Source organism: Planktothricoides sp. SR001, assembly GCF_001276715.1.
In the GTDB taxonomy this organism is placed as follows: domain Bacteria; phylum Cyanobacteriota; class Cyanobacteriia; order Cyanobacteriales; family Laspinemataceae; genus Planktothricoides; species Planktothricoides raciborskii.
The window spans coordinates 13,948-29,195 of record NZ_LIUQ01000059.1; the positions used below are offsets into that span (position 1 = coordinate 13,948).

Annotated in this window: 10 protein-coding genes; 5 read left to right on the forward strand and 5 right to left on the reverse strand. The window is 44.5% G+C overall.

The features are described from left to right. The first annotated feature begins 120 nt into the window (after positions 1–120). Entirely contained in the window at positions 121–1,671 is a 1,551-nt protein-coding gene (locus AM228_RS24260; RefSeq protein WP_054469513.1) for a bifunctional pantoate--beta-alanine ligase/(d)CMP kinase, read from the forward strand. 123 nt (positions 1,672–1,794) lie between these two features. Here AM228_RS24260 and ggt read toward each other — a convergent pair whose 3' ends face one another. Then, the gene (gene ggt, locus AM228_RS24265) at positions 1,795–3,642 is read right to left on the reverse strand and encodes a gamma-glutamyltransferase (RefSeq protein ID WP_054469514.1); all 1,848 of its coding nucleotides are present in this window, start codon (positions 3,640–3,642) and stop codon (positions 1,795–1,797) included. 118 nt (positions 3,643–3,760) lie between these two features. Then, positions 3,761–4,405: a hypothetical protein gene (locus AM228_RS24270; protein WP_156332021.1), complete on the reverse strand. Its 645-nt coding sequence runs from the start codon at positions 4,403–4,405 to the stop codon at positions 3,761–3,763. 438 nt (positions 4,406–4,843) lie between these two features. Here AM228_RS24270 and AM228_RS24275 point away from each other — a divergent pair, with 438 nt between their 5' ends. Together AM228_RS24275 and AM228_RS24280 are read left to right on the forward strand one after the other, a co-directional pair. After that, positions 4,844–5,437 (forward strand): hypothetical protein, encoded by a 594-nt coding sequence (locus AM228_RS24275; RefSeq protein ID WP_054469516.1) that lies wholly within the window; start codon positions 4,844–4,846, stop codon positions 5,435–5,437. 233 nt (positions 5,438–5,670) lie between these two features. After that, on the forward strand, positions 5,671–7,059 hold the full coding sequence (locus AM228_RS24280; RefSeq protein ID WP_054469530.1) for an aldehyde dehydrogenase: 1,389 nt from the start codon (positions 5,671–5,673) through the stop codon (positions 7,057–7,059). 69 nt (positions 7,060–7,128) lie between these two features. On the opposite strand, the gene AM228_RS24285 is transcribed toward AM228_RS24280, so the two are convergent. Beyond that, positions 7,129–9,735 (reverse strand): S-layer family protein, encoded by a 2,607-nt coding sequence (locus tag AM228_RS24285; protein WP_054469517.1) that lies wholly within the window; start codon positions 9,733–9,735, stop codon positions 7,129–7,131. A 273-nt stretch (positions 9,736–10,008) separates the two neighbouring features. On the opposite strand from AM228_RS24285, the gene AM228_RS33445 reads away from it, so the two are divergent. Beyond that, positions 10,009–10,173, forward strand: a complete 165-nt coding sequence (locus tag AM228_RS33445) for a hypothetical protein (RefSeq protein WP_156332022.1) — start codon at positions 10,009–10,011, stop codon at positions 10,171–10,173. A gap of 9 nt (positions 10,174–10,182) precedes the next feature. Here AM228_RS33445 and AM228_RS24290 read toward each other — a convergent pair whose 3' ends face one another. Beyond that, entirely contained in the window at positions 10,183–11,661 is a 1,479-nt protein-coding gene (locus AM228_RS24290; protein WP_054469518.1) for an NF038122 family metalloprotease, read from the reverse strand. 1,480 nt (positions 11,662–13,141) lie between these two features. After that, positions 13,142–13,378: a transposase family protein gene (locus AM228_RS36990; protein WP_197285399.1), complete on the reverse strand. Its 237-nt coding sequence runs from the start codon at positions 13,376–13,378 to the stop codon at positions 13,142–13,144. An 874-nt stretch (positions 13,379–14,252) separates the two neighbouring features. On the opposite strand from AM228_RS36990, the gene thrB reads away from it, so the two are divergent. Further along, positions 14,253–15,221, forward strand: coding sequence for a homoserine kinase (gene thrB / locus AM228_RS24295; RefSeq protein WP_054469519.1), 969 nt, complete (start codon positions 14,253–14,255; stop codon positions 15,219–15,221). The last annotated feature ends 27 nt before the right edge of the window (positions 15,222–15,248 follow it).

Here is a 15,248-nt window from a genome sequence, read left to right on the forward strand (position 1 = left end):
AAACCTAATCAGAAACCGGGTTTCTTAGCGCCATCAGAAACCCGGTTTCTCTGTTTCTAGTTTCTCACGGCAAATCTTTGATATTTTATCGAAGATATTTTGAATTGATGGGAGAGTGCCGTGCGTCTGTTTACCACAGTTGCCGCCTTACGCTGCTATTTAGACTTACATGGCTTTTCATTGAATGTGGGCTTTGTCCCGACAATGGGTGCGCTCCACCAAGGTCATCTCAGTTTAGTCGAACGGGCAAAAACTGAAAACGATATTGTGGTGGTGAGTATTTTTGTGAATCCTTTGCAATTTGGTCCCCAGGAAGATTTACAAAAATACCCCCGTGTTTTGGAGAAAGACCGACAGTTGTGTGAGGATGCCGGAGTTGATGTGATTTTTGCCCCAACTCCCGAAGAAATGGGAATCGGGGAAACTCCCACTCTGACTCAGGTGGTTCCTCCAGGCATTCTGATGTCGGGCTTGTGTGGCCGATCGCGCCTGGGGCATTTTCAGGGAGTGGCGACCATTGTCACGAAGCTGTTAAATATCGTGACTCCGACTAGGGCTTATTTTGGCCAAAAAGATGCTCAACAGTTGGCGGTGATTCGTCGATTAGTGGCGGATTTAAACTCCAATGTGGAAATTGTCGGCTGTCCAATTGTCCGAGAACCGTCAGGACTGGCTTTGAGTTCGCGGAATCAATATCTCAGCCCAGAGGAAAAAGAATTAGCAGCGGTATTATATCGATCGCTGCAACGGGGGGCAGAGGTTTTATCTACGGGCAATAGTCGCAGTGATGAGATTATCAGCGCGGTAAAAGCAGAAATCCTAGAAACTTGTGCCGCTAAACCAGAGATTCCCACAGAAATAGACTATGTGGAACTGGTCGATCTCAATACTATGCAACCACTAGAAACTGTGGCGGAAACGGGTTTATTGGCGATCGCGGTGCGGATTGGTTCTACACGGTTAATTGACAACATAGTGTTACGCAATCGTCAGCCGGTAATTGCGATCGATGGGCCTGCGGGGGCGGGAAAATCCACCGTTGCCAAACAAGTTGCCAACCAACTAGGTTTACATTATCTAGATACCGGGGCAATGTATCGCGCTGTCACCTGGCTAGTCTTACAATCGGGAATTCCCCTAGACGATGAACCGGCAGTAGCAGAATTAGTCGCTAATGCAGAGATTTCTATGTGGCATCCCGAAGGGCAACCGAGTCAAATCTCGATTAATGGCCAAAATGTTACGGAAGCCATTCGCAGCCAAAGCGTGACTTCCCAAGTTTCCGCGATCGCAGCCCAAAAAGAAGTCCGACGGTTACTGGTACGGGAACAACAACGCTATGGACGGACCGGAGGCATTGTTGGGGAAGGACGAGACTTGGGGACTCATGTATTCCCCAATGCGGAATTAAAGATATATTTAACCGCCAGCGTTGCAGAACGAGCTCGGCGCCGTCAACAAGATTTGATTAATCTGGGGCTAGGAGAAATGAGTCTTAAGCAATTAGAAAAAGACATTGCCGAACGCGATCGCCTGGATAGTACGAGGGCGATCGCGCCTTTGCGTAAAGCCACCGATGCCATTGAAATTCAAACCGACTCTCTCACCATTGCCCAAGTGGTTGAGCAAATTGTCCAACTATATCAACAGCGGTTGATGGTTGATGGTTGATTGTTGATGGTTGATTGTTGATTGTTGCAAAAGTCCAGAAACCGGGTTTCTTGCGGATATTTTGGTTGGGATTTTGGTTGGGATATAGAGTTAACCCAGAAACCCGGTTTCTAACATTGCCCCCTAAAAGCCTCTAGCAGCCCCTTCTCTCCGAGGGTCAGCGGCCCCATCTAAAAACCCGTCTTTGGTTTGAATAATCAAATTAGCATTGCCCCAGGTATCTCTTAGATCGAGAGAATATCCCAAATTTTCTAAAGCTGCCAGGGTTCCTGAGTCAAATTCACCGCCGTCTGTGCCAGTTTCAATCCACAACTTATCGGGCAACCATTGGTGATGAATTCGCGGGGCAGAAACCGCCCCATTCGCATCCTGATCATAGACAGCGACATTGAGAATAAGCTGTAACACCGTGGTGATAATGGTGCTGCCACCAGGAGAACCAACAGCCATGAAAAAGCGATCGCCCTCTTGGGGTTTGGTGACAATGGTTGGGGTCATACTAGAAAGGGGCGTTTTTTTCGGGGCGATCGCATTAGCATCATCCCCCACCAAACCAAACAAATTCGGCACCAACGGCGCGATCGCAAAATCATCCATCTCATTATTCAACAAAATTCCCGTTCCTGGAGTCACCACCCCGGCCCCAAAATTGCCATTAACCGTAAAAGTCAGACTAACCACATTTCGGTCTTGATCCACCACCGTTAGATGGGTAGTATTCTCAGACTCACCGGCTTGTAAGCGTTTCAGAGTCGCTTCATCCACGGGTTTGACTTCGGTTTGCGATCGCGCCCGACCCAGGTCAATTTCTTGGCGTCGCTGTTGCCCATAGATAGGACTAATGATTTCTTGTACCGGAACCGTGACAAAATCTGGGTCGCCCAAATATAAAGAACGGTCAGCATAAGCAATTTGCATCGCCCCTGCCAATAAATGTAAAGCCTTCGGGTCTTGCCATGCCCAAGATTGAATTGTTTCGCTATCGTTCGCAGGTTTAGCCGTAATAATATTTAAAATTTGTAATAAGTGAACGCCTCCAGAAGACGGCGGTGGCATAGAACAGACTCGCAGTTCCAGAACCAGACCACAAACGGGTTCTCGCCAAATCGGTTGATAGGCTTTCAGGTCTGCCAAGGTAATCAGACCGCCATTTTTGGCCATATCATCAGCGATCGCCTGAGCAATTTCCCCGGTATAGAAACTTTGCCAATTCGCGGCTATTTGCTGCAAAGTCTTGCCCAGGTCTGGCTGCACCAGGCGATCGCCCACCGCGTGTATTTCCCCATCTTTGGTAAAAATTGCCCTAGCTGCGGGATTTTTCAGTAACACTTCGCGCCGTTGTTCCGCCGAATAAACAAAATATTCTCCCACGGGGAAACCATCATTTGCCCAGGAGATCGCCTGGGCCACCACTGTTGCCCAAGGCAACTGACCATACTTCTGGTGAACCTCATATAAACCTGCCACGGTTCCCGGAACTCCCACCGCTAAATGACCATCCAAACTAGCGCGGGGAATCACTTGACCATTCTCATCCAAATACATATCTCTTGTAGCAGCGAGAGGCGATCGTTCTCGAAAATCCAACGCCCGAATATCCCCACTATTCGCCTCTCGCAACAGCAAAAACCCACCCCCACCAATCCCAGCGGAAAAAGGTTCCACCACAGAAATCACAAAAGCAGTGGCAACAGCGGCGTCTACGGCATTTCCTCCTTTTTGGAGCATAGCTAAACCGGCATCACTAGCCAGAGGATGAGCCGCAACCACCATGCCTTTTTTATAACCAAATTCGCGATTTTGTAAGGGTGATTTGGGATTTTGTAGGGGCGATTCGCGATTTTGTAGGGGCGATTCGCGAATCCCCTCTACTGAAGAAATGTCTTGACTCCACCCCAGTAAAATCAGGCTATAACTAATAGAAAATACCGATAGAAAATACCGATAAAATAAACCCGCGAAATTTTGCATACATAACTAAAAAAATTTAAGTTTAATGGTCAATATAGGGGCAATTAATCAACTGCCCCTAGCCCCGAATCATCCTTCCTATATGTGAGGGATATTGTCAGTGCAGGTTCAGTGCAGGCTAAGAATTGCGAGGTGGATTAAGCTGTTCTCCTAAAGGTAATATCGTTGGGGCTTTGCTGGCACTGATACTCGCGGGTTTATTTCCCGGCTTATAATTATCGGACTTAAAACTAATTTCCAAATCCAGACGCATTTCTGCTTGTCGCCATTCTTTCCCTGGTTCCAGAAATTCAATCATCGGAAAACCCAAGCGGGTCGGCACTAAAAAATCAGTCGTTTCCACACAAGCGGCTTGTAATTCCTCTTTCAGTTCTCGGACAATACTGCCCACTTGAGCGGGTTCACGACAGACTAGGTTACTATCAGATTGAATTACCGCTGTATCCGGTAATAATAAAGTTGGAGGATATTTGGTCAAACAGTCAAATTCTAACCGAGTTTCTTCAGTGCGAAATTTAATCCCCACAATCGTCAATAAGCGAATTGTCCCCACATCCCATTCCCCACTTGGTTGAATGGATCGACCTCTCACCCCATCGGTTAAACATTTGACATCGTAGGAAATGCGGGTCACACCCCACAGCAGAATCGACAGCATTTCATAAAACATAAACGTTTGCCGATAAAACTTGTGGCTCGGTAGTTTGACTAAAGTATCTTTTGGTATCAGAAGGGGTTGAGTTTCAGTTTGAGGTTCGTTCATGGTTGAAAGTTGCAACATATCTCTGATACAAGATACCGCTGAAATGGTGACACAAGCGGAGATTATTTTCTTGAGTTGACAGATTGACTGTTATTTGTTATTATTGATTTGTTATTTGTGATTTGTTGTTGGTTATTTGTGGGTAGGGATTTTTTTGTTCGTTATCTGGCAAATCACCAAAGAATCCCTACCCACCAACCAACAAACAGGGAACAGGGAACAGGGAACAGGGAACAGGAAAGAGGTGAATTATGAAAACTCTCTCTTCTATGCATCTTTCTTCTCTCTTCTCTCTCCTCTCTCCTCCGTTCCCCGTTCCCTGATAACTGTTCCCCTTTCTCCAACCAAAGAATCCCTACCCAAAGAATCCCTACCCAACAACCAACCAACAACCAAAGAATCCCTACCCAACAACCAACCAACAACCAACAAATAAAAATGACTTTTGTAAGTGGCGTCAAAGAGTTTATTCAGTCTTGGGATGATTGCTTTGTGGAAGTCACGGAGACTGATGTATTTGCAACCAGTCCCCAGGGCAATATTAATAGTGAGGGAACTTCCGCTTGCTATAACTCAGCAATTTTTCCCAAATATCATCGCTACTTTAAAAAATCCCTGGAAGCGGGAATTAGAGAATTAGCGATCGCCCTGATTCGGAAATATAACTGCATCACCTACTCCAGTTGTCAGGGTCATGCCACCACCAACGATGCCGTCATGCGACAGAGATATGTGGCTATTTTGCCCCGGACGCCCCAAGAATATGAACGATTCTTTAATCTGTTTCATCATTTAGCCAAATTAACCAATCAGCAAATTGCTGATAATTCGGTCAAAGTGGCGATCGGGGATGATCCAGTAGAATCCGAAGATGGGGTGATGCCCGGAATTACCTTATTTTTCGTCGCTGACCATAAAGATGAAACACTTTATTTTCACGACGTGGAAATTGCTTATCAAAAAGTGCTGGAAATTGTGCTCAGTCACTCAGAAGGTGCGTTACGTTCCACTAACGCACCCTACGAAGTGTAATCAATCAGAAGGTGCGTTACGTTCCACTAACGCACCCTACGAAGTGTAGTCAATCAGAAGGTGCGTTACTACATCGATGTAGTAAGCCTTGAAAAATTAGGTTGAATTTGTTTAATCTGTTATTAGACCTCTGGCAGCGGCCTCGATCCCCCCAACCCCCCTTAAAAAGGGGGGCTTTGAACGAATTTTGCCAGAGGTCTGTGTATAGAACCATCATCGATGAACCAGCAAAAATGACTCAGACCATAACAAAATCTAATGTCAAGGAACTAATCCAAGCGCAACGGCAATTCTTTGCCACGGGGCAAACCAAGGAACTGGCATTTCGCCTAGAACAACTGCAACGGCTGAAAAAAACCATTCAAGACTCTGAACAAAAAATCCTGGATGCGTTGAAGGCTGATTTAAATAAGCCAGAGTTAGAGGGAATGTTGGAAGTAGCGGTGATTCAGGACATTAATTATATCCTGAAACATCTGAAATCTTGGGTCAAACCCCAGAAAGTAAAAACGCCTTTGGATCAATTTCCTGCATCGGCCAAAATTTATGCAGAACCTTTGGGGGTTGTGCTGATTATTGGGCCGTGGAATTATCCATTTTCTTTAATGATTGCGCCGTTATTAGGCGCGATCGCTGCTGGCAACTGTGCCATTCTCAAACCCTCAGAACTTGCCCCGAATACATCGGCGATCGTCACTGAAGTAATCCGCAAAACCTTTGACCCCAATTATATTGCTGTCATCGAAGGTGGAGTCGAAACCAGTCAACAGTTACTTGCCGAAAAATTTGACCATATATTCTTTACAGGCGGCACCAAAATCGGCCAAATTGTCATGGAAGCAGCGGCCAAACATTTAACACCTGTCACTTTAGAACTTGGGGGAAAAAGTCCCTGTATTGTCGAACCAGATATTGATGTAAAAACTGCCGCTAAAAGAATTACTTGGGGCAAATTTATTAATGGTGGGCAAACTTGTATTGCCCCGGATTACTTGTTAGTAAATCAAGGGATTAAATCTCAATTAATTGCCGAAATAAAACAATGTATTGCCGATTTTTATGGCAGCGATCCAGCCAATAGTCCAGACTATCCTCGGATTATTTCTGATCGACATTTTCAACGGCTGACATCATTTTTGTCAGAAGGAGAAATTCTAATTGGCGGGCAAAATAATCGAGAAAACCGTTATATTGCCCCCACATTAATTGATAATATTTCTCCTGATTCAGCTATCATGGAAGATGAGATATTTGGGCCAATTTTACCAATTTTAGCATATCGGGATTTATCAGAGGCGATCGCGTTGATTAATAGTCGGCCAAAACCCCTCGCCTTGTATATATTTTCCCAAGACAAAACCAAACAAGAGCAAGTTTTAAAAAATACCTCATCTGGGGGAGTTTGCATCAATGACACCATCGTGCATATTGCCTCTCCTGACTTACCCTTTGGTGGAGTAGGGGACAGTGGCATTGGCAGCTATCATGGCAAAGCTTCTTTCGACACATTTTCTCATAAGAAAAGTGTCTTAAGTAAATCATTTATGTTCGACTTAGATTGGCGATATGCGCCCTACACTCCAGACAAATTAAAACTTTTGAAAAAGTTATTCCTGGGTTAAAGCACCCAGAAACCGGGTTTCTTCAAGAAACCCGGTTTCTTTGGCAGCTACAATTTTCAACTACAATTGTTAACGACAACCCGGATGGGTAAATCCTGAAACATTGGGTGTAACCGTTGAGGATTGTGCCGTCAGCACAATAGTGCCATCGGCCTTTTCCGTCCAGCCTTGTGCTTCAAGTATTGGGGATATGGGTTGAGAATTTCCCCCAGTCCTCCGTGAAGCATTCACAGGCAGAGAACTCGACCAATAAGATAACCCAGACTGACTGGATAAGGTGCCATTAGGTCTAGCCCACTCTAGGGCGATCGGCTCAAAACCAAACAACTCCATCGGCGTCGGTGGAATGCCACCGCGTCCCGTAATCGTAAACGAACTATTGGCCAAAATTTCCGGTGAACAGAGGTCTTTCCCCACCAAGGCGGTAACATCAATCACCGAACCGGACAACGAAATCAACCCAGCCGCTGGATCTACATCTGGGGTATTAATTTCCACCGTACCGGCAACCCCTTCACTGCCTCCCGTCGCCGTAATATCACTATCTAGGGTGAGTTCCTGACGAAAAGCAATCCCAAACAAAGCCTCCGCATTAATAATCACCTTTCCGCCATCAAGGACTTCCGCATTAGCGGTAATATCGCTATTTTCCAGACCTACCAAATTATCCATCGTCAGGGTAATATTGCCGCCATTAGCAAGCTGTGTGGAATTAGTGGTGATTTTACTGGCTTGCCGCAACTGAATATCCCGAGCATTCACGATAATATTAGCGTTGTTGCCTTGCTGGGTATCCGCCGTAATCAGGCCATCATTATCCAGCAGGACTCTTGACCCAGCATTAATCATAATATTGCCAGCCGCCCCGGTTCCGGGTAAAGCATTAAGAAGTAAACTACTGGGGAAATTACTGACACTAATGATTGCACCGTCACGCACCGTTAATTTATCCGTGGTAATTTCAATGTCCCCTCCATTTCCTCCTTGAATAGGATTTTCTGAATCTGGGGATGAATCCGGAGATTCAGGTAAAATCGCACTAGCAAACAATCCACTGCGAGACAGATATCCTCGCCCGACCAGTTCTATTTCTTGGGCATCAATTGTTAAATTTCCGGCATTTCCTTGGCCTGCGGTACTGGCAGCTATCTGTCCACCATCAGCCACCCGCAGACTGTTAGTGTGAATAGTAAGGTTGCCGCCATTTCCCTTACCTGATGATGCTGCTCCCTTACCTGATGATGCTGCTGCACTTAAGGCACTTGTTCCCTGGACAGATTCGCCAATGATTTCCACAAAATCATTCGCAATCACAGTCACATCTCCAGAATCGCCAGAACCGAAAGTATTAGAAGCAATTTGTGCTCCATATGCTACCAACAAACTATCTGTTTCAATAATTAAATTACCCCCATTACCTTGGCCATCGGAAGAACTAACAAACCCGCTTGGACCAGTAAATTCAGAACCCCCAATAACCTCAACGGACTTCGCTTTTATCGTCAAATCTCCCGCATTGCCAAAACCGACAGTTAATGTAGAAACCTGTCCCCCATCAGTTGCGACTAAGCGACCAGTTTCAATTGACAAATTACTTCCGGATCCGGTTGCTTCTGGCATCACCTCTGCTAAAAAGGAACTCGGCACAAAATTCTCCGGTGAAATGCCGGTTAATTCCACCGATTCAGTGCCCCGAATGGCAATATTTCCCCCATCTTGATTTCCTAGATTTAGAGCTAAAATCAGTGAACCATCGGCAAAGCGAATCTGTCTGCCCTGCATTTGAATCTCTCCACTGCGGTTGCCACTGGTATCAATAGATGCGGCTTGGGTGAAATTAATATCTTTAAATTCTGTGCCGGTTTGATGATTCACTTGGAGATTTGACCCATCAATATTGACTGATAACTCACCATTGCTCACCGACCATACTTCCACTCGTCCGGCTTCAGCGGTGATATTTCCCCCAGTCACAGATACGTCGCCACCTAAGAAAGCCAAAGTTTTACCAGGATTCACTTGCAGTCCCGCAGGCCGCGCATCTCTATTCGGCTGCCGCGTCTCTGGATCTGGAATTACACCATGTCCCGGCCCTTGCACCTGAATCGAACCAGCAGAGGAATCAAACGGTAAGCCAATAGGAACATTAACTGTCAGTAAAGGTGGGGCATTGGGGCTGGTGGCACTGAACTCACTCCCATCCGCAAAGGTAATCCGGCTGGCAGTGGTGCCAAGAAATGAACCGCCAATATTCAGGCTGGCATTGGGGCCAAACACAATCCCATTGGGATTCAGCAAAAATAAATTAGCCGTGCCATTCGCTCGGATAATGCCATCAATATTAGAAATTGATCCCCCAGTAACGCGGGTAATAATATTAGAAATCGTTAGGCCGTTATTAAAAAATGCTGTATTTCCTGTAGAGAGGGAAAACTGCTCAAAGCTGTGAAATAGATAGCTGCCAGTAGTGGTGCCCCCAGTGATGACCGTAGTGTTGCCATCAGGTGTAACGATAGAATTATTCGGCAAACTCCCATCGGGGATCACTTGGGCGGAAATTTGGGGGATAGGCACCAGCCAAAGAGACAGACTACTCGCTAGACTACTCACCAGAGTTCCGAGACTCCATTGTAATCGCTCTCTGGTAGAGGATTGTAAAGGGGAAAAAAGGCTCATATTCGGCACCTAACGATTTTGCGTTGCTGATTTCCGTTGCTGACAACGGGTAGCATTTGTCCTTAGTTTATCCCAACAACTATAGGCTGATGTAGGCTGGGCATTGCCAGCCCTGTCAATGGGGTCAAATTAGAAATAAGAAAAATCGTTAAAATCGTTTTTGTTGAATTTTTGTAGGGTGGGCATTGCCCACCATTGCCAACCATTTTAGGCAATGCCCACCATTTTAGTTGTAGGGTGGGCAATGCCCACCATTGCCCACCATTTTAGGCAATGCCCACCATTGCCCACCATTTTAGGCAATGCCCACCATTGCCCACCATTTTAGCTTTCTGCTGTTTAGGGAACTCACCGAGTGAAAGTCGGGCAAAATTAGTTTCATCGTTGCGCGGCGCGATCGCCGCCGATCTTTTTCCGACCGGGCAAAACCAAATCTAATTCCATCAATTAGCCAGATGATTTGCTTTGACGACGCTTGCGTCCAGCACTCAGACCCAACAGACCCATACCCATCAAAGCAACGGTTGTCGTGGGTTCGGGAACTGAGGTTGCCGGGGGCAAAGAATTGGGATTAACAGACCCTACCGTAGCGGCGTATGAGAGCATTTTCTGAAATGCTTCATCTTGATTGCTCTGATTTAATTGATTCAAAGAGGTTAAACCAGCGGCAGCCAATAGCCCATCCTCTGTCACCGCCCAACGGCGACCCCACCAAGACCAGCGAAGACCTTGTTGCGCCTGAAACTGCTGTAGCATATCTTGGAATATAGACATAGTGGCAGTGGTACTCGCTTGTGCGGCCAAAGTGTCCATATTCAGACTATTCCAGGTTTTCCCGGACAAATCCCAGCCGATCGCATCCAAAGCCGTCAAATCCAGGGCGGAAACTTTGCCCCGTTCACCCATGCCAAATGCCGGATCCATAATCCCCAGCATCTCATTCACCACCAGATTACCATTGGCATCTAAGAACTTGTCATTTTTCCAGTGGCTGGCTTGATAACCATCACCGTTGACACCTGTAGACAATTGACCCAGATTCGTTGCCCCACCATTAATGGAAAAATAACGTTTCGCCGTGGCATTGGTGACTTGGGCCACATCCAGCACGCCGTTTTCGTTAAAGCGGAAGGAGTCCAAAGAAGTAAATTGATTTCTTGCCGTTGTGCTTCCTGGAGTAGCGGATCCTTCACTGTTCGCCGTCACCCATTCATTACTATCCAACCCACTGGTGAAACCAAGAACGTGAGCAATTTCGTGAATCGCCACACTTAAATAGTGAAACTGATCGACTCCGGTACTGCCTGAGTTGGGAGTCAGATCCAAGTCCCAATTAAATGCACTATTAATCCGAATCTGACCATCAAAAGCGGTACTGCTGCCATTGTAGAGTCCCAAAGATTTGGCGTTGGCTTGGGTCAGAATCAGATCGTAGTTATCTTTAATCTGTTGAGAGATATTCAGATTAGCAACCGCCGTCGCATCATTGGCAGATTTGGCATCTGCTGCCAAAGCCGTTTTAAATGCTTGGAAGCCATTGTCTGGTTCCCAGAATTTTGGCAAGGCCAAACCCAAGATTTTGGAATAGTCTTCTGTGCCGTTGCTTCCATTGCCAAATTCTGTAGCAAAGTTGACCATGCCCACTTCAATGCGGACATCTAGGTTGTCAGACAACAAATTTTCCCAAATACTCGCAGCCATTTCAAAACTTGACCTAACTTGTAAGGAAGTGTTGGCCGCATAATCAAAATGGATGTTTAATGCTTGGGCCGAAGGACTGGTGGCAATTAAGGAACCTATCGCCAGCGCCACCTTTGCCAAGGATTGTCCCGACTTGATTGGCAGTAAAGCTTGTGAGTTTTTACCAGTGTTAGCTTCCTCTCGGATAGGCTTGTTGGTGTTTTGGTTGTTCTGTTGGTTGAGCATAATCCCCCCCCCTTAAGTGATCCTGGCAAACAATGCCCCTGTTTAACTAATTTACTCTAGCGACTCATTTAGACCTGATAAATCCAGTTAGAGATTAGAGGTGAACCCCGCAATTTATAACTATTGTTGGGGCTGCTGACCAGATGCCATTTTTAAGGACAACCCCCAAAAGCGTCCGATGTCCTGGAAGAACTTTTGAGGTTAGGTGGTTTTTGTCCGTCACAGATTCCCAAGACTGCTTAATCTAACGGCAAAACCAAGCAAACATGGTCTGTTGCAGCGGTCTGAGCTAGTATCGGGGAAATTCATATGAACTGCATCGGTGCAATCTCACTGGATTTCGTCTAGCTGCTCGGCTCATAAGGACATCCCTTGTCATAGTACAATTCTCTCATGTTCTCTGTGAAAACCCCTATAATTTAGAGCATCTTTACAGAATCTTTAAAAATTGCTTCACTCCCTCGTCTCGACATCTAAAATGGTAAAGGGATCTTGACGGCAGTGCGCCGCTCAAGTTTTTTAAATAGACATCTCCGAAAACAATGTAACCTTCACCATGACTGCGTTTGAGTAAATGAAGGCTATGTAGATATTCAGATTATACGTACGATAGAATCAGGGTTGAAAATGCCTGTTATTGGAAATTAACTAAAACCCACATTCCGCACTTCTTAACATTTAATGAATTATTTTTACTAATATATCGCTTGTAATCTTTATCCTGTAAGCATTCTAGTTATCAGGATTCATTGCCCATAATATGAATAATTGTAATAAATTTTCTCATAAAAATTAGCTATTGAGAAGTTTTATTATTAAGTATTCCTGTAAGGGCAGTTTTTCGTAAAAACATCCTGAATAGAGTTAAGATATGTAACGATATATGAAAATGTGCGGAATCTGGGCTAAAAAATAGCATCTCGAAGAAGCATATTTTATCTGTAAAAAATGCAATTTTTTTAGCTATAAAATCAAACTACCAATCCGTAATTGGACAACTCCACAAATAGTCATAATTATTTGTTCATATTTCTGGGTATTTAATCTAAATATTTATTGTGATACTCTAAATATATTGACTAAACAAATTAAATGTTCAACAAAAATTATCTCTGATGCTATTTCTTTGTTTTTTAACTTTTGTTTAACTTTGGTTCAGGGGTTAATTCTTGTTTTTTCGATTTTTTCGCCGGGGTTTTAATTGACTTTTATCCTTCATAAGCTTTCTCGCCATTGAACCTTTGGTTAAATTGAAATTATTTATGAGTTTGACCAAAGAAACTTAGATCGCTTTTTGGACCTGGTTCACCAGCGACTACATCTACAATATCTTTACGATTGGGTAAGACAATTAGCTGGTTTTTTTATGAGTTTTTTTTACCAGAGTAATAATTTTTTTGCGTCTCATATTCTGAAAATATTTCTTTCTATAGGCTGTTTTTAGCTATCCACAATTAACTCAAGATTTGTTAACGTTTTTTTAACAATTTCGTGATCGCTGGAGTTTTTTTTGTGATATTAAACTCGGTGGGAAGATTTCTCCCAGGAGGGGAAACCAATAGTTAAACGTATCATTGGCGGTTGTCTCACTTACGCCAAACTGAATAACCAGCAACTGAAATGTTCTTAAATGACGTAAATATGTTAAGGTTAAAATTATTTGTGATTCTATGGTTAATTTGGGTTTACGTCCACCTCCAAACCTAATGATTCTGATTTTTTTAGATTATGCCAATTATTTTTTATGATTATGTATATTTATTGCTTTTTCTATCAGTGGCTTTAACTGTTGATGCTCGATTCATAATAACCGATGTGATTTTTCAGGATTGTTATTAATATACTCAATTATGTTGCTCATAATTTAAGGTTAAATTAACAATTATTTGCTATAATACCACAATTTACTTCTTTTTTGGAGATGTCTAATGGGGCGCAGGATTCAAAGAGATTGTTTTGGTTTGTCGATTGTTAGCGATTTGTGCTTATTACTGATATTTTTTTTTGCGCTTGTTAAACTTTAATCACATATATGTCAAAGCTTCATATATCTTAACTTTTATCTGGATTCTGTGGTGAAAATTCTGTTGAATTCTTGAATATGTGCTATCACCCAGTGTCTATCGATTTACCCCCATTTGTAACCCTGATCCAATTTGTGAAAATTGTCACGTAGAAAATGCCATTGTTTTGAGAAATGCTTGAAATTTGAACCGGTTGATTTATCCTGGAGTCGGGGATCTATTGCCCGGAGATTTATAGACAGGTTGATGAATTTATTTGATGCTGATAATTTATATTAAGCTTCAGCCAGTTTTTCTTTGGTTAAAAAAACTTTCCTGAAAGCAACAAAACTCTATTGTTAATGCTGGCTAAAAATTTAATCATATTTCCAGAATTGACCGATCAGTGATTGTGGCGGCGATCGCGATCTACGAAAAGTCAAAGAAAATGGTAGAGTATATTGGATGTGGGGTTTCCTTGAAGTCTAACCCACGATATTCTAGAAAGTCGGCAATTACATGGGGTGGCGAATGATTTTAAATGAATCCCGATCACAAATTGATCTCCAATAAATTTGCGGTGACGACATGATACATAGTGTGACTGTAAGGGTTCCTGCCACTACCGCGAACTTGGGGCCGGGTTTCGATTGTCTGGGTGCAGCGTTGACCCTGTATAACCAGTTTCAATTTTCTTCGCAAGTCTGTTCAAGCACGCTTGATTCGGCTGCGGATGGGGTGAAAATTACGGTGACTGGACTGGACGCCGATCGCGTGACCACTGATGAGCGGAATCTGGTTTACCAGGCGTTTGTAAAGGTTTATGAAAAAATTGGCCAAATCCCGCCGAATGTGGCGATTGACATTCATTTGAATGTGCCTTTAGCGCGGGGGCTGGGTAGTTCTGCTACGGCGATTGTTGGTGGGTTGGTGGGAGCCAATCAATTGGCTGGGGCGCCGCTGACCATAGAAGAAGTGATGCATTTGGCGATCGCGATGGAAGGCCACCCGGATAATGTGGTTCCAGCTTTAATTGGTGGCTGTCGTATAGCGGTCAGTAATGATGCTGCTTATTATGAAGCTTCTAACTGGATGATTTGTCCGGTTGCTTGGCATCCGGAAATTGTCCCAGTGTTGGCGATTCCTGATTTTGAACTGGCGACGGAAACTGCCCGCAAAGTATTGCCCGCAAATTATAGTCGGGCTGACGTAATTTTTAATACCTCTAATTTCGGGTTGCTGCTTCTGGCATTAGAAACAGCGAATGGGGATTGGTTGCGAGTGGCTATGCGCGATCGCATTCATCAGCCCTACCGAAAAACCTTGATCGCTGGCTACGACATGGTGCGGCAAGCGGCCATTAATTCCGGCGCTTATGGTGTCGTGATTAGTGGTGCGGGGCCAACTTTGTTAGCTTTAACATCTCCCAACTATGCCACCGAAGTCGCGACCACCATTGCGGCCACCTGGGATCAGCAAGGAGTTAAGGCTGAGGTCAAGGTATTGGCGATCGATCATGCTGGCGCCAAATATGACGTTTGTCTCGATCCGAGTTAGGCAGCCGGGGTGTAGGGTGTAGGGTGT